Origin of the sequence: Roseibium aggregatum IAM 12614 (assembly GCF_000168975.1) — a bacterium.
GTDB lineage: Bacteria > Pseudomonadota > Alphaproteobacteria > Rhizobiales > Stappiaceae > Roseibium > Roseibium aggregatum.
In genome coordinates this window covers 64,875-86,106 of sequence record NZ_AAUW01000023.1, presented here as the reverse complement: position 1 = coordinate 86,106, position 21,232 = coordinate 64,875, and the positions used below count along the sequence as shown (strand labels likewise).

General features: G+C 60.4%; 16 protein-coding genes. 6 read left to right on the top strand and 10 right to left on the bottom strand.

Going from position 1 to position 21,232, the window contains the following annotated elements:
* Window positions 1–189: 189 nt before the first annotated feature.
* The 7 genes from SIAM614_RS25640 to SIAM614_RS25610 are packed head-to-tail and all read right to left on the bottom strand — an operon-like array spanning window position 190 to window position 7,722.
* Entirely contained in the window at window positions 190–2,025 is a 1,836-nt protein-coding gene (locus tag SIAM614_RS25640) for a V-type ATP synthase subunit A (RefSeq protein ID WP_006939061.1), read from the bottom strand.
* Window positions 2,022–2,768, bottom strand: coding sequence for a hypothetical protein (locus tag SIAM614_RS25635; RefSeq protein ID WP_006939060.1), 747 nt, complete (start codon window positions 2,766–2,768; stop codon window positions 2,022–2,024). The genes SIAM614_RS25640 and SIAM614_RS25635 overlap by 4 nt, the downstream gene beginning before the upstream one ends.
* 1 nt (window position 2,769) lies before the next feature.
* A complete protein-coding gene (locus SIAM614_RS25630) occupies window positions 2,770–3,471 on the bottom strand; it encodes a hypothetical protein (protein ID WP_006939056.1) in 702 nt (233 codons plus the stop codon).
* Window positions 3,472–3,495: 24 nt separating this feature from the next.
* Window positions 3,496–3,945: an ATP synthase subunit C gene (locus SIAM614_RS25625; RefSeq protein ID WP_006939055.1), complete on the bottom strand. Its 450-nt coding sequence runs from the start codon at window positions 3,943–3,945 to the stop codon at window positions 3,496–3,498.
* Window positions 3,942–5,735: a V-type ATP synthase subunit I gene (locus tag SIAM614_RS25620; protein ID WP_006939054.1), complete on the bottom strand. Its 1,794-nt coding sequence runs from the start codon at window positions 5,733–5,735 to the stop codon at window positions 3,942–3,944. The genes SIAM614_RS25625 and SIAM614_RS25620 overlap by 4 nt, the downstream gene beginning before the upstream one ends.
* Window positions 5,732–6,355: a V-type ATP synthase subunit D gene (locus tag SIAM614_RS25615; RefSeq protein WP_006939053.1), complete on the bottom strand. Its 624-nt coding sequence runs from the start codon at window positions 6,353–6,355 to the stop codon at window positions 5,732–5,734. Before SIAM614_RS25615 ends, SIAM614_RS25620 begins: the two co-directional genes overlap by 4 nt.
* Window positions 6,355–7,722, bottom strand: a complete 1,368-nt coding sequence (locus tag SIAM614_RS25610; protein ID WP_006939052.1) for a V-type ATP synthase subunit B — start codon at window positions 7,720–7,722, stop codon at window positions 6,355–6,357. The genes SIAM614_RS25615 and SIAM614_RS25610 overlap by 1 nt, the downstream gene beginning before the upstream one ends.
* Window positions 7,723–8,399: 677 nt before the next feature.
* Between SIAM614_RS25610 and SIAM614_RS25605 the strand changes: the two genes are divergently transcribed.
* Window positions 8,400–10,187 (top strand): ethylbenzene dehydrogenase-related protein, encoded by a 1,788-nt coding sequence (locus tag SIAM614_RS25605; RefSeq protein ID WP_229598014.1) that lies wholly within the window; start codon window positions 8,400–8,402, stop codon window positions 10,185–10,187.
* Window positions 10,188–10,239: 52 nt separating this feature from the next.
* Complete coding sequence (locus SIAM614_RS25600) at window positions 10,240–11,256, top strand: 2Fe-2S iron-sulfur cluster-binding protein (RefSeq protein ID WP_006939050.1); 1,017 nt, start codon at window positions 10,240–10,242, stop codon at window positions 11,254–11,256.
* Between the two features lie 160 nt (window positions 11,257–11,416).
* On the opposite strand, the gene SIAM614_RS25595 is transcribed toward SIAM614_RS25600, so the two are convergent.
* The 3 genes from SIAM614_RS25595 to SIAM614_RS25585 form a co-directional block, all read right to left on the bottom strand.
* Entirely contained in the window at window positions 11,417–14,308 is a 2,892-nt protein-coding gene (locus SIAM614_RS25595; RefSeq protein WP_050789491.1) for a bifunctional diguanylate cyclase/phosphodiesterase, read from the bottom strand.
* 14 nt (window positions 14,309–14,322) lie between these two features.
* Entirely contained in the window at window positions 14,323–15,126 is an 804-nt protein-coding gene (locus tag SIAM614_RS25590; protein WP_040441126.1) for a substrate-binding domain-containing protein, read from the bottom strand.
* 443 nt (window positions 15,127–15,569) lie between these two features.
* Complete coding sequence (locus SIAM614_RS25585; RefSeq protein ID WP_006939047.1) at window positions 15,570–16,604, bottom strand: LacI family DNA-binding transcriptional regulator; 1,035 nt, start codon at window positions 16,602–16,604, stop codon at window positions 15,570–15,572.
* Between the two features lie 230 nt (window positions 16,605–16,834).
* Between SIAM614_RS25585 and SIAM614_RS25580 the strand changes: the two genes are divergently transcribed.
* The 4 genes from SIAM614_RS25580 (at window position 16,835) to SIAM614_RS25565 (ending at window position 21,208) form a co-directional block, all read left to right on the top strand.
* Window positions 16,835–18,070, top strand: a complete 1,236-nt coding sequence (locus tag SIAM614_RS25580) for an ABC transporter substrate-binding protein (protein ID WP_006939046.1) — start codon at window positions 16,835–16,837, stop codon at window positions 18,068–18,070.
* A gap of 152 nt (window positions 18,071–18,222) precedes the next feature.
* Window positions 18,223–19,113, top strand: a complete 891-nt coding sequence (locus tag SIAM614_RS25575; protein ID WP_006939045.1) for a carbohydrate ABC transporter permease — start codon at window positions 18,223–18,225, stop codon at window positions 19,111–19,113.
* A 107-nt stretch (window positions 19,114–19,220) separates the two neighbouring features.
* Window positions 19,221–20,105 (top strand): carbohydrate ABC transporter permease, encoded by an 885-nt coding sequence (locus tag SIAM614_RS25570; RefSeq protein ID WP_085956418.1) that lies wholly within the window; start codon window positions 19,221–19,223, stop codon window positions 20,103–20,105.
* 11 nt (window positions 20,106–20,116) lie between these two features.
* Window positions 20,117–21,208 (top strand): ABC transporter ATP-binding protein, encoded by a 1,092-nt coding sequence (locus SIAM614_RS25565; protein ID WP_006939043.1) that lies wholly within the window; start codon window positions 20,117–20,119, stop codon window positions 21,206–21,208.
* The last annotated feature ends 24 nt before the right edge of the window (window positions 21,209–21,232 follow it).

The window sequence follows — 21,232 nt, the reverse complement described above, 5'->3', positions numbered from 1 at the left end:
CATTGGTGCGCGTCGCCAGGCCCTATCGTCTGATGGCCCCGGCTTCACCACGGCAGGGACATTCGACGCGCTGCCCCTTGCTTCAATGCGAACCCAAAGCACAGCAATCCTCATCCTGAGGAGGACCGGCAGGTCCGTCTCTCAGGATGTGGGGTATGTATAGAAACGGCTTGCCCGAAACCTCGCAATTCACCCCGTCACATGCGTCGGGGCGGTGCTGACATTGGCCTTTATCTTCTCTAGCAGCTCCTTGCGGTCAGGGCTGCCATCGGCGGCGTAATTGAGGTTCTTGAAGAGGGCCGTCTGTTCGGTGAAGAACTTGCGCACGGCCTCCTTGTCGTGAAAGGCGAAGTCGGTGCGGGCGATGCGGTAGACGAGGTCGAAGGTTTCCTGCTGGCGCTTGAGCGGAGCCGACACATCGACATCGTCAAAGGCATCCTGCTGCAGATAGACCATATCCAGGAACAGCGCCTTCTGCTGAAGGACGAAATCCTCGGTGGAGACGCCTTCTTCGCCCGTCACCTGCATCATTCGGGTGATCTCGTCACCCTTGCGCAGGAGTTCGATCATCTCGGAAACGCGGGGCACCCAGTCCGGGCCAATGTTCTTGTGGTACCAGTCGTTGAGCTGAATGTGATACCGCGACCAGGACAAAAGCGGGTCGACCGCCGGATAAAAGCGTTTGTAGGCCCGCTCGGACGAGAGGCCCAGGAAGGTCTTGACCGTGCCAAGGGTCGACTGGGTGACCGGTTCCTCGAAATTGCCACCGGCCGGAGACACGGTGCCGATCATGGTGAGGCTGCCGGTCTCGCCGCTGGCGGTGCGCAACACGCCCGCGCGCTCGTAAATGCCCTTGATGGCGCTGTCGAGATACGCGGGAAACGCTTCCTCTCCGGGAATTTCCTCCAGACGGCCGGAGGTTTCCCGCATGGCCTGAGCCCAGCGGGAGGTGCTGTCGGCGATCAGGAGCACGTCATAGCCCATCTGCCGGTAATATTCCCCAAGAGTGATGCCGGTGTAGATCGAGGCCTCGCGGGCTGCCACGGGCATGGACGAGGTGTTGCAGATGATGACCGTGCGGTCCATCAGCGTGCCGTCACCGGAGGGATCCGGCTGGTGCGGAAACTCTGTGATCGTTTCCACCACCTCACCGGCGCGCTCGCCGCAGGCGACCACGATCACGATGTTGACCGCCGAAAAGCGCGAGATCAGCGATTGCAGCACCGTCTTGCCCGCGCCGAAGGGACCCGGAATGCAGCCCATGCCGCCGCGGGCAATGGGGAAGAACGTGTCGATCAGGCGCAAGGTGGTGATCAGGGGCTCACTCGGGTAAAGCCGCTCGCTCTGACCGGCCTTCACCATCGCTTCCGGAATAGCCCGGCGAACCGGCCAATGCTGAACCATGGTCAGGTCGCGGGTTTCGCCGCGCTCGTTCTTGAGCGTTGCCACCACCTCGTTGATGGTGAAAGTCCCCTCACGGATCCGGTCCACCGTCCAGGACCCGGCGGTGACGAAAGGAACCATGATCCGGTGTTCGAACCGGCCTTCGGGAACCGTGCCGAGCGTATCCCCGGCTTTCACCACGTCACCGGATTTCACCTTTGGTTCGAACGACCATTTGCGGTTCTGGTCGAGCGCGTTGGTGAGAACCCCGCGCGGCAGGAAGAAGCCGTGCTCGGCGGCAATATCGGCAAGCGGGTTCTGCAAGCCATCGAAGACGGTGCTGAGCAGGCCCGGCCCGAGCGCAACCGACAGCATCTCGCCGCTCTGGATCACCTTGTCGCCGACCCGCACGCCCGCGGTGCTTTCGAACACCTGCGCTTCCGCCGACTTGCCGCGCACACGCAGAACTTCTGCCTTCAGGTATTCACGCGGCTTGCCGTCCCGCTCCGGCCCATGCGGAATGATATAGACCACCTCGTTCTTGATGAGGGGGGCAGAGCCGAGCGGCGACAGCGTGACGAGATCGTCCTGAACGGCAACAATTTCCGCGGTCGGTTCGGGCAACTGAACATGGCTCGTCATGAAAAGGCTCCCTCAAGGGCAGACGTGAAGTCTGAGAAAAGGTCCTGCCGGCCGGCTAGCCCGCCGGCATCGGTCTTGCCGGCAAGAGCGGCCGCCACAAGCGTTTCCAACCGGGCGCGGGCATCGGCCTCGTTGTAGCGCGACCAGCGTTCGACGATCACCCAGCGCAGCACATAGATCGCCACGGCTTCGAAATCGAACTCATGCAGATTGCCGTAATGACCCAGTTGGTCGAACACCTGGGTCAGCACAAGGCGTTCCATGGCGATGTGATCGCCTGCCAGCATCAGTCGGTGCGCCTCCCCCACCCAGGGCATGAAGTGTCCCAGACCAAAGGCCGGATCGTTCCAGTTCGCCCTGATCTGGTTGCACCATCGGCCGAGGCCCCAGTTTTCGATGTCGGCGGCGCTTTCCTGTCCGTCCCGGCGGCGGCGCAACGCCGCAATCAGCGTCCGGGTTTCCATGCGCGCACCGACAAGATGTTGCAGATCCGGATAGGCCTGAAGATCGGCGAGGACCTTATTTGCCCGCCGGATCACGTCGATGTCCCGGTCGAACCCGGCAACGCCAGCCCAGGCCGTGACTTCCACCATTTCGCGCAACAGGCTCGCGTGCGCCGGTTCCAGCATCGACAGCCGCTGCTTCAGCCGGAACCCGGAGATCGGCACGTCCTTGCGCGAGAACAGCTTGCCGAGATGGGGCAGACTGGAGACCAGCGCGATATATTGGTGCGGCCGGCTCATGTCAGCGCAGCACCCCTTCCATCACTGCCCTGAGGCGCGGTTGCAGGTGCCGCTTCAACAGTGTCGCGATGGCCTCTTCGGTCAGGTCGATGGAAACGTCCCTGTCGGTCAGCTTCACCTTGATGCCGTCGAAGCCTGGCGCGGTGGAGAAGGTAACCCCTTCCCGCAGGACCTCGCCCGCCAGCGCGATGACGAAGTGGGTGAGCGTTCCCGGTTCGACCGCCTCGGGCGATTGTTTCAGCTCCTCGAAGGTGACGACCTTCTCCGGCAGGACGATCTCCATCGGTTCCGCATCGCCGACCGAGGCATTATCCTTCGCATTGGCGGCCATCGCCAGAATGAGGTTTTTCAAGAATTCCTCGTCGGCAAGGGTGGTTGCCACCAGCCGTCCGGCTTCCTGCTGGATACGGTCGCCAAGCTCGTTGCGCAGGCTGAGGACAAGGTCGCGCGCGGCAACCTTCAGCCCGTCTTCCGTCGCCGCCTTTTCGCGGGCCGCCTCCGCCCTTGCCTCGGCCAGCAGGCTGTCCGCCTTCAGCCTTGCCTCCTCGACAATCGCTTCCGCCTTTTCCCTGGCCTTGGCCAGGATGGCATCCCCCTCCGACAGGCCAGCGGCCACGCCTTCGGACTTCAGCCGTTCGATCAGGGCCTGGACACCGGCGCCGGCGGCGTTTTCCAGGTCGTCTGCTGCGTCATGTTTGGACATTACCGCCTCCTGTTCCTTCTGGCCCTAAGCGGGGATCGAGCCGGACAGGACCAGCGCGAAGACGAGAGCAAAGACCGAGAACCCCTCCAGCACCGCTGCCGGAGCGAGCGAAATGCCGAAAATTTCCGGTTTGGCCTTGGAGGCATGGATGGCAGAGGCGAGCACCTCGCCCTGGCGGATTCCGGTGTAGAGCATGGTGACGCCGGACAGGAGGCCAATGCCGAACAGTGCTGCGCCATTGGCCGCATCGATGGTGGGCTGCTGCAGCGAGAACATGATCACGATGCCGTAGATCACCTGGGAAGACGGCATCAGCGAAACACCGATGAACCGGCCATAGCCGCCGTCGCTGTCCAGCATGGCGCCTATGGCTGCGCTGCCGCCAAGGGCGCAGCCCCAGGCACTGCCTATGGCGCCGAGGGCGACCGGTGCGAACAGCCCAAACCAGCCGAGAGCCACAACAAATTCGTTCACAGGCGTGTCTCCTCTTTCCTGAAGGGACGGAAGGGTGTGCCTTCGTCCTTCAAACCCCAATTGAAAAATTCAATGACATTCAGGCGCAGGCCGTGCACACAGCCGGCGATCAGCCCGAGCCCGATATTGATGGCGTGCCCGAGCACCAGAACCGCGATGGCAATCAAAAGGCCCACGCCCGGGACCGCGTTATTGAGTTGGCCCGACAGCGAATTGATGGTTTCGGCGAGCGAGGCGGCCGCAAGCCCCAGAGCAAACAGACGCATGTAGCTGAGAACGTCGGAGAAGATGTTGACGACACGCGCGAGCGACGCGAGCCCGTCGAACACCCTGAGGCCGCCGGTCTTGAGCGATGTCACCTTGCGGTCGCTGCCGAAGATGCCGACCAGAAGAAGCCCGGCAACCACCGCGACCGGACCGGCAACGGCCATGGGGGTGCCCTGCCCCAGGAAAGTCGCCAGACCGCCCAGCGCCACCAGACACCAGCCGGCAGGCTGCATGCGTCCGCTCAGGGTCTGTTCGTGCCAGGCGCGCATCAGGTTTGCGATGACGATATGGACCACGCCGATGGTCAGTGTGATCTTCATCATCGTGTCGACGTCCTTCAGGTGAAGCACCTTCAGGTGCGCCAGGAACGTGCCGTCGGGAGGCGTGACGCCGAAATAGCTGCCTGTCGCCACACCGAAGGCTGCCGTGGAGATCATCAGCCAGACCGACATGCGGAACATGCGGCGGCCCAGCGCGGACCCCGTGAAGCGCCCCCGGAACAGGAACAACAGGAGAAGAAGGAGCAGGCCATAGCCCGCGTCCGTCATGATCATGCCGAAGAAGATCACGAAGGAAACATAGACAATTGCCGAGGGGTCCCACCCTCTGTAGCCGGGGGTCTGATAGAATTCGACCAGATCCTCCCCCGCTTCCAGCGCCGGGCTGTTGTCAAGAAGCGTGGGCGGCGCATCGGCGTCGTCGACGTCCGTTACCAGCAGGGCGATGCCGAGACTCTCCGCAAGCCTGCTGATCTCCGGCACCTGATCCCGCCGCGCCCAGGCCTGAAGCACGAACACCCGATCCGTATCCGCGGTTTCGAGCGATGCCCTGTGCCGGGCGGAATGGTCCCGGGCCGCGGCGAGGTTACGGGCAAGCACGAACCGCCATTTGGTGAGCGCCTGACGCTGCAGCTCCAGCTCTTCCAGTTGAATGGCCGCATCTTCATATTGACGCCGCAGCACCGAAAGCGCCTCGGCGCCCACGTGAACACGCGGCACCGGCATGGCATTTGCCGCCGGCTCTTCCGGCGACAGCAGCACGATATAGCTGCGATACTTGTCGCGGTGGACGATCTCCAGGATCTTGCCGGTCGGATCGACCTGCTTGAGCTTGGCGTTGGGCACCACATAGAACCAAAGCCGGTAGTCGCCAATCTCGGCCAGGTCGGAAAAGCTGAATTCGCCCCAGGGCTCCACGTCCTCAATGCGCTGGTCGAGACGTGCCACCCGGTCTTCGCAGTCGCGAAGCGCCTTGCGGTTGGCAAGGGTCTGCTCGATGACCGCTTCCAGGTCGAAGTCGTCGGGGTGAGTGATGGGGCGGCGCTGTGCGTTGCTGTCCATGAGCCAGCGCAGGGCTTCGCTCGCCTCACGCCCCCGGCCCGCCGGCACGGCTTCCAGTTCCTTTTGCGCCGATGTCAGGGGGATCAGATGGAAAGCGCCGAATTCCTGCGCGGCTTCCAGCACCTTGTCCTTGTCTTCAAGGATGCCGACCAGGTTCACCTTGACGAGCGGGACGATGGTCATAGTTCGGCCACCGAGGTTTCGGCGCCGCGGGCGGCCGTCTTGCGTTTGGAGATCTTGGCACGGACCACGGCATCGCGTTCCGCATCGGCAAGGGCCATGCGGATCTTCTTGATGTTGCGTTCCGCCTGCGGGATCAGCACCTTCTCGAACAGGTTGACCCGGCGCGATATAACCGCTTCGGCCTCGATCAGCCGAGCGATGCGCTCCCTGGCGATGTCGCGTTCCTTGTTGAGCCGCAGAAGCTCTCGCATGCCTTCGACATAGGGATCGACCCAATGCGGCCGTGCCAGACGGGAATAGGGTTGCGTCTCGACCTCGAGATCTTCCAGCACCGGCAGACGGGTGCCGGAGAGGTTCTGTTCGCCCACAACGGCCTGCTTCAGCACCACCAGCCCCTCCAGCGGGACATGTTTGTTGGCGAGCATCGGCAAGGACCGCGCAAGAGCGTTGAAGCGCTCTTCATATTCTGCCTCGAGCCGGGTGACCGCTTCCTTCGCCTTGGCGCGCTCTGCCATGATCTGGAGCCGCTTCAGCTCAAGAGACGGCAGGAAGCGCCTGTATTCCGAGAGCTGTCCGCTTTCCCGGGCCAGAGACGACTTGTTGAGCGCGAGCCTTGCCATCAGGCAGCCTCCTCGTCAGAGGTTCCGCCGGCAGGTTTCTTTTTCGGGAAATACTTGTCGATCAGCCCCTGTTTCATCAGAAGCTGTTCCGGCTGGAAACATTCGGCAAGCGTCTGCCAGCACAGATCGAGCGCCTCCTCCAGGGGCATGGCGACGTTGATATCCATGAAGCGCTGCCGGAAAAGACCACCGAACTTCAGGAGCTGGCGGTCGTATTCCGACAATTCGAACGCCATCGACAGTTTCTGCTCCGCATCGCGGGCTCCGGAATAGAAACGGATCATGGTGTTCATGATCTGGTTGTGATCCTCGCGCGTCACCTTGCCGATCACATGCTGCTTCAATCGCGACAGCGAGCCGAAGGGATCCAGCACCCCGCTGTGCAGATAGAACTGGCCTTCGGTGATGTAGCCGGTGTTGTCCGGCACCGGGTGGGTGACGTCATTGCCCGGCATCGTGGTGACCGTCAGAATGGTGACCGAGCCGGAGCCTTTGAAATCGCAAGCCTTTTCATAGCGGCGGGCCAACTGGGAATAAAGATCGCCCGGATAACCCCGGTTCGCGGGCACCCGCTCCATGGCGATGGAGACTTCCTTCATGGCATCGGCGAAGGCTGTCATGTCGGTGAGCAGCACCAGCACCCGCTTGCCTTCCTCAACAGCGAATTTTTCCGCAACCGCAAGCGCCATGTCCGGAACCTGCAGACGCTCCACCACCGGATCGGACGCCTGGTTGATGAACATCACGGTGCGCGGGAAAACGCCGGCATCCTCGAACTGCTGCCGGAAGAAGGCATAGTCGTCGAAGATCAGACCCAGGCCGCCGAACACCACGATATCCGCATCTGCCTGAATGCCGATACGGGCCAGAAACGGGTTATAGGGTTCGCCGGAAACCGAGAAGATCGGAATCTTCTGACTTTCCACGAGGCAGTTGAAGATGTCGATCATCGGCACGTCGGTGCGGATCATGCGTGAGGCAAGCACGCGCTTCATCGGGTTTGCCGAGGGGCCGCCGATTGGCACGGAAGGATCACTGGACAGATCCGGTCCCCGGTCAATCGGCTGACCGGCGCCATCGAACACGCGGCCCAGGATATTGTCAGAATAGGTGACCTTGGCCGGCTCGCCCAGGAAGCGCACGGATGCGTTGTTTGCCAGGCCCTTGGTACCGGAGTTGACCTGCAGCGAGACCATGTCCCGGTCGATGTTGATGACCTGCGCGAGAGACGTCGCACCATTGCCCGCATCGACCAGTGCCAGATCGCCCAGGCACGGCCTTCCTTCCGACTCGCTCTTCGTCGAAGACACCTGGATGCGAATGATATCGCCAACGATATCGACAATCCGCGTATGGGAGACCAGCATCTACGCCCCCTTTTAGAATGAAGGTCATTCAAACCGGGCCGGACCCGTCTGTTGCAACGCACACCATCTTAGGCGGTTTTTTCAAACGCGCACAACCGATACCTTCGTGCCGCTCCGGTCTCGCCTCAACTGGAATGACGTTAAGAGAGAAATGACCACAGTCGTATGACCTGCATCAAAATCGCGACGAACAGGTCAGGCGTCTCCCTCTCGCGATTTCACTCGAAGGGTTAACCACAGTTGACGGCGGCCAGATGCCACAGCCTCGCGAGACAGGCAAAAGACTTCCGAAAGGCAAGATTAGGACAGATAGGCGAGGATCAAATCGCGCGAACACGCAAGCATAACTTGAAACACAACTCGAAGTTTAGTTTATTTATCAAAATATTATTCTCATATATTTTTACAAATTTCCTGATTCAAATTCATAATCGCGGAAAATTGAGAAAACTTCAAACTAATTCAAAATATTTTTCTCATATTCTTCCCTTGAGTAATTTACTAATGCATGCACCGCGCTGCGCGGATAGGTTTTAAGCTAGTTGTATCTGCCATTTTTTCTTCACTTTTGTTAAAATGTGTTATTTTTTGGGCGCAGAGCTTTGAATTGCCCGGCATCCGGTTGCACAACCTATGCCGGTAACCCGGTCGCAACGCTGGCGGCCCTGGAGGAAACGTTGACGGACCAAGTGACAGATCACGCCCTCGAACTGCCCTCATCGTCCAAAACCAACGGTAAAGCCCGTTCCGGCCAGCCCGGCAATCCATCGGAAAGCACGCCCAGGCGGCCAGAAGACCGTACCCCGCCAGTGCGTAGCGACATCGGAACGATCCTCCTGCACTGGACGCTGGTCGTTGCGATTGTCACCAGCCTGCTCACCGGCATACGCCTGTCGGCCGATGCGGAAAACGCCTGGTTCTCGAAACTGTTCGAACCGATCCTGCCACAGGGCGAAATCTGGACCTGGCACTATGTGTCGGCCGTCTTCGTGTTGGCGCTCATCTTCGCCTATGCGGCCTATATGACGCTTGGCCGCCTGAAACGGCGCATTTCTTCCAAGAAAATTATCGTGCTGACGCTGCCCGCAAGCACGAAGCTGCGCCTGGCCGCCGTCAACGTCATTGCCTATTGGGTTCTTTTCGGCGCCGTGCTCACCCTGTCGGCAACCGGTGTGCTGCTCTATCTCGGACATGGCGGCATCTGGGTGACGGTGCATTACACCGCCGCCCTCGTGGTGCTGACCTATATCGTTGCCCATGTGGTGCTGCACTACTGTTATGGCGGCGTTGCCCAGTTGCTGCGGCTGTTCCGTCCGCAGTCCCTGCGCCGGTTCCCGGGCATGAGCCGCCATCCGCTTGCCCTTGCCCTTGCCCTTGGCGCGATCGTTCTGGTTGGCGCCGTCAGCCTCGATTTTGCTACACGTGACAGCCTTTTCGTCGCTGAAGGCGCCACGCTGCCCGTGCTTGACGGCAAACTGGACGATGCGGCCTGGCAGTCCGCGCCTCCGGTTTTCATCAGGACCCAGCAAGGCTCGAACCTGAATGGAACGGGCGAGTCGACGGTCGAAGTCCGTGCCGTGCAAGTGGGTGACAAGATTGCCTTCGCCTTCCGCTGGGAGGACAAGAACCGCTCCTTGAAACGGCATCCGCTGGTCAAGCGTGAAGACGGTTGGCACATGCTGAACAACCGGGCCGATATTTCGGACGAGACCGCCTATTACGAGGACAAGTTCTCGGTCGCCTTTTCGACCACCGACACCTTTGGCGGCGGCGGCGCGACCCACATGGGGCCGAAGCCCCTGGGCGACAAACCGGCGGCCTTCAACAGCCGTGGCCTTCATTACACCACCGACGGCAGCCTCGTTGACGTGTGGCAGTGGAAAGCCTCGCGCGGCGGCATGCTGGGACGTGTCGACGACATGCACTTCTCGACACCGGTGGAACCGAATGAAGCCCAGGCCGCCGGCAAAAGCCGGTACAGCGCAGGCTACAATCCCGATGAAGGCAAGGCGTTCTACGTCTACAACTACATCGGCGATCCCGTGACCCATTACCACGGCACGGTGGGCGTGCACCGGCTTCCGAACGACTACAAGAAAATGAGCGCGCTGATGGGAACCGTCGATCTGGCCACCGACGCGATCTCGGACGAGGGGTCGCAGTGGTGGATGTTCGAAGAAGAAAGCGTGCCTTACTCGCCGGAAAAAGACGCGGAAATTCCCGTTGGAACCGTTATTCCCGGCGTTCTCATCCAGGGTGAATATTCGGGCAGCCGGGCGGATCTCCTGGGCGGCTCCAAATGGCAGGACGGCTATTGGACGCTTGAAGTCGTCCGGGACATGGACACCGGCCAAAGCCAGGACCTTGCCATGAAGGACGGGCTGTTCATGTGGGTCTCCGTGTTCGACCACAACCAGACCCGTCACACCCGTCATTCTCGGCCCGTTCGGCTGACCTTCAATTGAGCCCCGCCTTTTCCGTCCTCCCCTGACGTTTTTTCAACGGATGTAATCAGACATGTCGAAAAGCACCTGCACGGTCACCATCAACGGGAAGGCCATCAAGGCCAATGTCGGCGACACGCTGATCGACGCTGGCCTCGGCGGGCGTCTTGTCATTCCGCACGACTGTTGTTCCGGCCAATGCGAAACCTGCCGCGTACGTGTCTTGAGCGGCCAGATCGACGACATGGGGACGAGGGAAAAGGACACGGTGCTCGGGTGCTTGTCGGTTCTGGAAGGGGATGCGGAGATTGCGTTCGATCCGGTACCGCTCGTGAAGACGACCAAGGGCACGGTGGAAAGCATCCGGTCGATCAAGGACGACTACCTGGAAGTCCGCATCAGGACAGCGCGGCCGGTTCCCTGGCTCCCGGGCCAATATCTGCGCGCAACCTTTGCCGGTTATCCGCCGCGCGACTACAGCCCGACGACGCCGCTCAACCTGGATGCGGAAGAAAATGTCCTTGTGTTTCACGTCAAGGTGTATCCGGACAGCGTCGTGTCCTCGAAACTGGGCAAGGAGATTGCCAAGGGTCATGCCGTGAAACTGCGCGGGCCCTTCGGCAACGCGTTCCTGCGGCGGCAGCCGAACCCGATCCTGCTCACCTCGACCGGCACCGGTTTTGCGCCGATCTGGTCGATTGCCGTTGCGGCGAGCCTCGGGCAGCCCGACCGTGAAATCCGGATCATCGCCGGATCGAGGACGCGGGACGGGATCTATATGCGCGACGCAGTCCGCTGGCTGCAGAGCCGGGGCATTCCCATCACCCTGACGGCAAGCGACGGGGATGGCGAGACGGTCAGCGCTGCCCGCCCGCACGAACTTGCCGGCCCGCTGACGTCCGATCATGTCGTCTATTCAGCTGGTGCACCGTCCCATGTCGACGCCATGCGGGAGATCGCGCTGAACGCCGGGGCGACTTTCTACGCCGATCCGTTCTTCGTGGCGGAAGAAGACAGCGGCCTGCTGGCCCTTGCCGGGAACCTCCTCCGCAAGGCTTCCGCCCCGTTCAACTCGGCCTCGGCCGGCTGAAACCCGCGATAGTGCCAGAGCCCACAAAGAGCCTTCGGCCAGGGCCCGGTCAAAGCGTACCGGCAACCGGTGGCCGGTCTTCGGCCACGCTGCCATTTTGACTGCTGTCAGGAGAAGGCGTAAGGGGTTGGAACAACGCTGCCGGGAAGCTGTTGGAACCCTACTGGGCGGCCGTTGTCAGCGACCGCTCTCCGGCAAAAATCAGGTCTTCGGTGCTGTCGACCGGCATGGGCCTGCCCAGATAATAGCCCTGCGCCTCGGTGCAGCCGATTTCGGTCAGCATGTCGAGAAGCTGTCTCGTTTCTACACCTTCGGCAGTGGTGGTCATGTTGAGATTGTTGGCGAGTTCGATGACCGCCTTCACGATCGAAATGGAATCGTCCGAATATGCCATCGACCGGACGAAGGATTGGTCGATCTTGATCTTGTCGAACGGGAACCGGCGCAGGTAGCTGAGCGAGGAATAGCCGGTGCCGAAATCGTCCATGGACACCTTCACGCCCAGCGACTTGGCCTGATGCAGCGAGTCCAGAACGTCTTCGGAGTCCGTCAGAAGCACACTTTCGGTCACTTCCAGCTCCAGCCGATCTGCCTTGAGGCCCGTTTGCACCAGGGCATCTATCAACACCGGGCCGAAGGCATGGCCGCGTAGCTGCCGGGGGGACAGATTGACCGCGACCCGCAAATGATCCGGCCATTTGGCCGCAATCCGGCAGGCTTCCATCAGCACCCACTCGCCCAGTTGGCTGATCAGGCCCGTATCCTCGGCAAGCGGAATGAAATCCGCAGGGGAGACCATGCCCCGCTTCGGATGGTTCCAGCGCACAAGCGCTTCGAAACCGGAAATCCGGTCATCGGCGAGCGTGTATTGCGGCTGGAAGTAAAGCTCCAGTTCGCCATTGGCGACTGCGGTTCTGAGATCGGTAATGAGTTCACGCCTGTCGTTGACGGCCGTGCCCATGTCCGTCTCGAAGAAGCGATAGGTGTTGCGGCCGTCTTCCTTGGCCCGGTAAAGCGCAAGATCCGCCTGCTTGAACAGTTCGTCTCCCGCGGTGCCGTCGGCCCTGGCAATGGTAATGCCGATACTGACGCCGATGACGATTTCATGGTCCGTAATCTGGAACGGCTGGGAAATCTCCCAGATGACGGACTGGGCCAGTTCCTCGACATCCTTTAGCCTGGACGGCAGACCGGTGAGGATCGCGAATTCGTCGCCCCCCAGGCGAACCACAACATCCTTGCGGCCGATCAACTTGCGCAGACGCTCTGCCACCTGACGCAGCAATTCGTCGCCAATGGGATGGCCAAGGCTGTCGTTGACTGTCTTGAACTCGTCCAGATCGAGGCAAAGAATCGCGAACTCACCGCCCTTGACCATCTGCTGGTTCAACAGCATGTCCAACTGGTCGCGGAACTCGATACGGTTCGGCAACTGGGTCAGAAGGTCGTGACGCGCCAGGAACGCCAGCCGGTCACGCGCTTCCTGCCTCTCGGTGATATCCTCGGAAATCGCAACCCAGCCACCTTCCGCCAGAGGCTGGCGGGTGGTCAGAACGATCCGGCCGGAGCTGATCTTCACCATTTCCGTGCTTTGCGAGCCGCTTGCATACCTGTGATCCGGCAGCCGGGACTCGTAGAGCGCGCTGTCCCCGGTTTCGACGGCCTCCACCTTCTGCAGCGTGGCAAGCTGGGCGGCCGTCATGCCCGGCTTTACCTTGCCTGGCTCAAGCTGGAACAATTCCGCGTACCGCTGGTTCGAGACGATCAGCCGGCCATTTGCATCGTACATGCACAGGCCATGCGACATGTTGTTGAGCGCTGCGTCAAACAGGACGTTCTGCTCCCGCAACTGGGCTTCCTGAGAACGCAGGATAGAGTTTTTCTCGTGCACGTGCTCGCGCAAGGCGTCGCGCTCTTTCACCGACCGCTGCAGCGAAACGACGGAGCGAGCAATGTCGCCGACTTCATCCTGACGTCCCGTCCCCACGACCTCGCTTTCGAAGTCGCCCGCGGCAATGCCGGTCAGGACCCGGGTAATCTTGGTCAGCGGCCGGGTAATCTGCCGGGACATCAGATAGGCGACCCCGGCAAAGGCCACCAGCGCAATCAGACCGAACAGAAACAGCCGCCTGAGCAGCTTGGCTTCTTCTTCCGTACCGATGCGCGTCAGTTTGTTCTGAACTTCGGTCAGCGCCTCGATGGGCGTCATCGCACAGACAGTGACTGGAACGACAGGAACGCCGCATTCGATCACGTGGGCACCGTCGACGGTGATATTCGGTGTTTCCGGAGACCGCGCCAGGTCAGGCAGATCGCCGCTGAAATTCGCGGTGGAGATTATCTTGCCGTCGAAGACGATCGCCATTTCAAAGGAATTGATCTTGGCAAGATCCGCCAGAAGCGGTTCTTCGGGCCGCAGCCAGCGCTGCGCAACCAGACCGCCGATCACATAGCCGAAGTCGTCAAAAACGGGGACGAAGGCGATCTGTGAAACTTCGTTGACCTTGTCTCCGGGTACGAACACGCCCGTTTCGGTCCGTGGCAAGATGCCGGAGTAGGTCAATTTCTGTCCTGGAAAACTTTCTTTCAGCGATTTTGAAACCTCGCCGAAGAAGCTCAGGCTCTGCATCTTCGAGCCCAGCTCGACGAGATCCGCCGAATAAGAGGAAGCACCGATCACATGGCCTTCCTCGTCCAGTATGACGATGCCGTCCACATCCGCCAGTTTCGCCGCCGGACCGAGGAGTTCCGACATAGCGACCACATTGCGGGATTCAACGGCCTTGGCGGTGTCGACCCTTTCGGACAGGGCATCTATCCGGCGCAGTCTGTCCTGGAACAGGAACTCCATGCGGGTGCCGGCAAGTTTCACATCAGCATTCAGGGTTTCCACAAGCCGGACCCGGGAAAGCTCGAGCAACTCGGATTCCTGCCGCTGCATGCTGTCTTCAAGCTGAAACGCAACCAGCCCGATAAGACCGGCAAAAGCACACACCGCCGTGAAAACGGCGCCGTATGTGTAATGCCAGAGGAGGGACGAGTGACGTATCATGTGAACCAATTGCGTTAGTTTCCGATGGGAACACCACCGTAGTTGCTGATCAATGTGTGAGCCTGACCGGACTGCGCGTAGTCGATGAAGGCTTTCATGTCCTCATCGAGCGTGCCTTCCTTGTAGATCAGCGCAAGGGTCACCGAACTCGGGTATTCGGGGTCGGTCGGATGGTGACCGTCAATTTTCAAGACGGTCAGGCCGTCTTCGAGCGGTTTCGAATACGGGCCGAAGGCAATCGCCCCCTCGACTTCCCGGGCACTGGAAATTGAGTCCTGGGTGGTCAGGGCCGTTTTCGAGCGTGGCGAGAATTCCAGGTCTGTCCAGCCCAGCATGGTCGCCCGCAACACCTGCAAGGTGCTGTCCGCATCTTCGCGCCGGACAAGGCGAACGCGCAGGTCTGCACCACCCAATTCGGACCAGTTCGTGATCTCACCCGTATACAGCCTGACGAGTTCATCACTGGTCACAGCTTCGACGCCGGTGGAGGGATGCGTGAAGATTGCGCTGGGGATTTTTGCAATCGGCAGATAAACGAGGCCGTATTCCACCTCGCTGTCCTTCAGCGCGCGCGCGACCCGGCCAAGGCGTTCCGTGCCCGAGCTGACGGCTGCGATGCCGCCACCAGAGCCGATGCTCGGCGGAATTTCAAGATTGATATCGGGGTATTTTTCGGTGAAGCCAACCCCAATTTCCTGAAGCATTTCAAGGCCGTCGCCTGTACCAACAACATTGAGCGAAGATTGCGCCGAAGAAGGATCACTCTGTAGGAAGAACGTGCAAAGGGACAATGCCAAGGCAAATGCCAGTCTACGCATTTTTATCACCCAAAAATTGACGGTACTATCTAGAGTGACATGTTCAAGTTAACTAATTGCTAAACCCCCGCCATAAATTACAATAAACATGTAAGCAAAATTACTTTTTCAAATAGAAATATAATAATACCGAAATCAAACGAAGCGCATCTCCAGGAAATATTTGCCTAGCATGCATATTTTACCGGCATGGCTTATTCGTTCGACTAGCAAAGTGAAGGGTTCAGGTGACCCGACTGCGAGCTGGAAAGATGTAATCAGCCAGCCCCTAGTGTTCCTTCCCACATCGACGTAAAGTTGTATCAATTAAACTTTGACCCGGCTTCAAGTTGCGCCGTTTCACTGATCAACTTGCCAGGCATCGCATCGGCACAACCGGCACTGGTTCGTAAGCCACGGAATTGTCTCACCTTTTCGCGAGTGTCCCACGAAGAGACCGGGTTTCACCAATTGGGAGCTGCCGCGCTGGCGCGTACAACCAGATTCACGTCGACGATGACCGGTTCGGTTGTAGCGGCCTGTTCGGTATGGGAAGCGTCGATACAGTCCAGAAGCAGGGAGACGGCCCTGGCGCCGAGCGCCCGCCTGTCCTGACGAACGGTTGTAAGAGCCGGGACATAAAACTCCGACAGCTCGATGTCATCGAAGCCGACGACCGAGATGTCCTCCGGCACGCGCAAGCCGTTCGCGGTCAGGGTCGACATCAACCCGAAAGCGACCTGGTCCGAGCAGCAGAAGACCGCAGTGGGACGATCATTCATCGCCAGGATCTGCTCGCCTGCCCTCCGGCCGGATTCCAGCGAAAAGTCGCCACGAATGATCCATTCTTCCCGTGCGGGCAGCTCCAGTCGGGCCCGCTCGGCCATCATGCCTTCGCGCCGGGCGTGGGTGAGGACGTTTTCCTGCGGCCCCGTGATATGGGCGATCTTGCGGTGGCCGAGATCATAAAGATGCCGGACGGCCAGCTGCGCCCCGCGAACGTTGTCGCTGCGTACGGACGGCAACGCGACGTCGTGCGCCCATTCACAGGCAAAGACGATCTTTCCCGAAACGCCGTTGTCCTCGAAAAGCTGCAATTCCTGGGGCGAGATGGCACCGTCCAGACAGATCATCCCGTCGATCTGGGCATCCAGAAAGTAGTCGACCACGTGTTTTCCACCCGTGGTGTGATCCTTCGTGTCGGCAATGAGGACGGAATAGTCCCGGCTGCCGAAGGCAGCGCTGATGCCGGCCAGGATCTGGGAAAAGAAGGGATTCCCGAGGTTGGGCACCAGAACGAGAATAGCGCCTGCCTGCTGGGTGCGCAGGTTGCGTGCCGCCCGGTTGACCCGGTATCCCGTGGACCGAATGGCCGCAAACACGGTTTGGCGGGTTGCCTCGGTCAAAAGTTCGGGATTGCTGAGCGCCCGGCTGACAGTCGCCGTCGATACGCCCGCCTCGCGGGCAACATCCTGAATTCTTGCAATTTTCTGGGCCAAGGCCTGCTCCGGTTTTTCTCACACAGGCGCCTGGACTGTTGCCGCCGCCCTGTCTTGTTCGTCCTTGTGGGTGTCAGGCCCTACATTCCGGGTTGACTCAAGACCATTTCCCGAGAATGATGAAATGTAATCGATTACATATAGCACACAATAAGATGTAATCGATTACAAAAATGCGGTGGAGGCCGCATAGTGAGGACAATCGGACAAACCACGTTCGATGGGAGGAAATGATGAAAGCACTACGTGCAGTTTTTGCAGCTACCACCGCCCTTTGCGCAGCCACGGCCGCAAATGCGACTGACCTGGAAGTCACCCACTGGTGGACATCCGGCGGCGAAGCGGCTGCGGTCGCTGAATTCGCCAAGGCATTCGACGCCACCGGCAACAAGTGGGTCGACGGCGCCATTGCCGGCTCCGGCGGCACAGCCCGGCCGATCATGATCAGCCGCATCACTGGCGGCGACCCGATGGGCGCCACCCAGTTCAACCATGGCCGCCAGGCCGAGGAACTGGTGGAAGCCGGCCTGATGCGCGACCTCACGGACATTGCGGAGGAAGGCAACTGGAAAGAAGTCATCCATCCCTCCAGTCTGCTCGATAGCTGCACGCTGGACGGCCGGATCTATTGCGTGCCGGTCAACATCCATTCGCAGCAGTGGCTGTGGCTCAACAACAAGGTGTTCGAGGACAACGGACTGGCGGTTCCGACCAACTGGGACGAATACGCAGCTGCCGCACCGAAGCTTGAAGCGGCGGGCATCGTGCCGCTGGCGATGGGCCAGCAACCCTGGCAGACGACCCTGGCGTTCCAGGTGCTTCTGACCGCGCTCGCCGGACCGGAAGCCTATACAAAGATTTTCGGCGAGAAGGATGCCGAGCTTGCCGCCAGCGATGAACTGGCAAAGGTTTTCCAGGCCGCCGCGACCGCTCGCGACATGTCCAAGGACTCCAACGTCCAGGGCTGGAACGATGCCACCACCATGGTCATCACCGGCAAGGCTGCAGGCCAGATCATGGGTGACTGGGCGCAGGGCGAGTTCCAGGTCGCCAATCAGGTTGCCGGCGAGGACTACACCTGCCTGCCCGGCCTCGGCGTCAACGAGGTCATCATGACCGGCGGTGACGCGTTCTACTTCCCGAAAGTGGACGACCCGGCCATCACCGAAGCCCAGGGCGAACTGGCGAAGGTCATGCTCTCCCCGGAAACGCAGGTTGCCTTCAACCTCAAGAAGGGCTCGCTGCCCGTGCGCGGCGACGTCGATCTGGCGGCTGCAAACGACTGCATGAAGAAGGGCCTCGATATCCTGGCCAAGGGCAATGTCATCCAGTCTCCGGACCAGCTGATGTCCGCCGACAGCCTGACCCAGGTCAACGACCTGTTCGTCGAGTTCTTCAACAACCCGTCCATGACTGCTGAAGACGCACAGGCAACGTTCGCGTCGATCGTCGGCAACGCCGACTAAAGGCAGCAAGAGCCCGCCACCTGCCAAAGCCGCATCCTGTCACGTGTTGAGAGATTGCGGCGGCAGGTGGTGTCCTCCGGCCCTGCGCGCTCCGGTGCGCAGGGAACATCCGACCTTACCCTGGACGACGTCTCGACAAGGAAGTTTTCGGCATGTCCGCAGCTACACGCCCCGCGAGGTGGCATCGGAACATCAGCGCCAAGGTGGCCGCGATTCCGATGATCATCACCGCCGTGGTGGTCTTCATCGGAGGAACCGCCTGGACGGTTCTTTATTCCTTCACCAATTCCAAGCTCCTGCCGCGTGAGAAATTCGTCGGCCTTGCCCAGTACGAACGGCTGTGGAGCAGCAGCAAGTGGCTGATTTCCATCGAGAACCTGGCCATCTACGGCGCTTTCTCGCTGGTTTTCTCGCTGCTGATCGGCTTCATGCTGGCGGCTCTCCTCGACCAGAAGATCCGCTTCGAGGACACGTTCAGGACAATCCTGCTCTATCCCTTCGCGCTCAGCTTCATCGTCACGGGTCTTGCCTGGCAGTGGATTCTCAACCCCGACTTCGGCATTCAGCACGTGGTGCGCAGTCTCGGCTGGGAGAGTTTCAACTTCGACCCGCTCTACAATCCCGAGATCGTCATCTATGGCATCCTCATCGCCGGCCTCTGGCAGGGAACCGGGCTGATCATGTGCCTGATGCTGGCGGGCCTGCGCGGGATTGACGAAGACATCTGGAAGGCCGCCAAGATCGACGGCATCCCGATGTGGAAGACCTATCTCTTCATCGTCATTCCGATGATGCGCGGCATCTTCATCACCGCAATCGTGCTGATCGCCTCCGGCATCATCAAGGTCTACGACCTGGTCGTTGCCCAGACAGGCGGCGGCCCCGGCATCTCCTCCGAAGTTCCGGCCAAATACGTCTATGACGCCATGTTCCTGTCGCAGAACCTCGGCCAGGGTTTTGCCGCCTCCACCATGATGCTGCTCACGGTCATCATCATCGTCGTGCCCTGGGCCTATCTCGAATTCGGAGGCAAGCGGAAATGACCAAGGCGCCCCACCTCCTGAAAGGTTCCATGACATACGATACCGCGATGGAAACCGGTCCCGACCGGGCCCTCCGGCACGGCGACGGCTCCTCGTCCGGCAACCGCATGGTTGAAGGCCCCGCCGGTCGCAAGCCGCGCAAGGCGCTGTCCCGCCGGAACATCCTGATCTACGGCACGCTGATCGTCGTCTGTCTTTATTACCTGTTGCCGCTCTACGTGATGATCGTCACCTCATTGAAAGGCATGCCGGAAATCCGGCTGGGCAATATCTTCGCACCGCCGGTCGAGGTCACGTTCCAGCCATGGGTGAAAGCCTGGGCGGAAGCCTGTACCGGCCTGAACTGCGATGGCCTGTCACGCGGCTTCTTCAATTCGGTGAAGATCCTGATCCCATCGGTGATCCTGTCGATCGCGATCGCCTCGGTGAACGGCTACGCGCTTGCCAACTGGCGCTTCAAGGGATCGGAAACCTTCTTCGCCATCCTGATCGTCGGAGCCTTCATTCCCTATCAGGTGATGATCTATCCGATCGTCATCATGCTGCGGGAAATCGGCCTTTACGGCAGCCTCACCGGGCTGGTGATCGTGCACACCATCTTTGGCATGCCCATCCTGACGCTGCTGTTCCGAAACTACTTCGCTTCCGTGCCGCAGGAACTGTTCAAGGCGGCGCGCGTCGATGGGGCCGGGTTCTGGGCGATCTATTTCCAGATCATGGTGCCGATGAGCCTGCCGATCTTCGTCGTTGCCATGATCCTTCAGGTGACCGGCATCTGGAACGACTTCCTGTTCGGCGTGATCTACACCAAGCCGGACCTCTATCCGATGACGGTACAGCTCAACAACATCGTCAATTCCACGCAAGGGGTGAAGGAATACAACGTCAACATGGCCGCGACGATCCTGACCGGCCTCGTTCCCCTCACCATCTACTTCATCTCCGGAAAACTCTTCGTGCGCGGCATCGCCGCCGGTGCGGTGAAAGGCTAACGAGACGACCCATGGAACCAAGCATCTCCATCAAGAACCTTTCCCTGAGTTTCGGAAGCCTCGACGTTCTGAAAGATCTCAATCTCGATGTCGGCCAGGGCGAGTTTCTCGTGCTGCTCGGCTCGTCGGGCTGCGGAAAATCCACCCTGCTGAACTGCATTGCCGGATTGCTGGATGTCACCGGCGGTCAGATCTTCATCGGCGGGCGTAACGTGACCTGGGCGGAGCCCTCCCAGCGCGGCATCGGCATGGTGTTCCAGTCCTATGCGCTCTATCCGCAGATGACCGTTGCCGGGAACCTGAGCTTCGGTCTGAAGAATGCGGGCCTGCCCAAGGCGGAAATCGAGGAACGGGTGAACCGGGCCGCAAAGGTCCTGCAGATCGAACCGCTGCTTAGCCGCAAGCCGGCCGCCCTTTCCGGCGGCCAGCGCCAGCGCGCCGCCATCGGCCGGGCGCTGGTGCGCGACGCCAACGTGTTCCTGTTCGACGAACCGCTTTCCAACCTGGATGCCAAGCTCCGGGCAGACCTGCGGGTCGAGATCAAGCAGCTTCACCAGAAGCTTTCCAACACCATGATCTACGTCACCCACGACCAGATCGAGGCCATGACGCTGGCAGACCGGATCGCCATCATGCGCGGCGGTCAGATCCTGCAGTTGGCCTCGCCCAACGAAATCTATAACCGGCCCGCCAGCAAATATGTGGCCGAGTTCATCGGCTCGCCGACCATGAATTTCTTTGAAGGCGATCTGGAAGAAACCGGCGGGACATACCGCTTCACCACCGGCGGAAAGACCTTCTCGCTTGACGGTTATGCCTTCCAGGACGGCCCTCCGGCAGCAGGCGCTGCCTGGTTCGGTATCCGGCCCGAGCATATGGTCAGCGGCGCGGAGGCGGAAGCGTCCCCTGTGCGGTTCGACGGCCACGTGGAACTGGTGGAACCGCTCGGCTCGGACACACTTGTCCGCTTCACCATCGGCGACAGGACGCTCTGGGTTCGCATGGACGGTCAGGCAACTGTCCGGCACGGCGATGCCATCTCCGTCGGATTCGATCCCGCCCGCGCCAATCTTTTCGACAAAACAACGGAATCCCGGCTCTAGACCGACGCGCTCTCACTTCAGGCC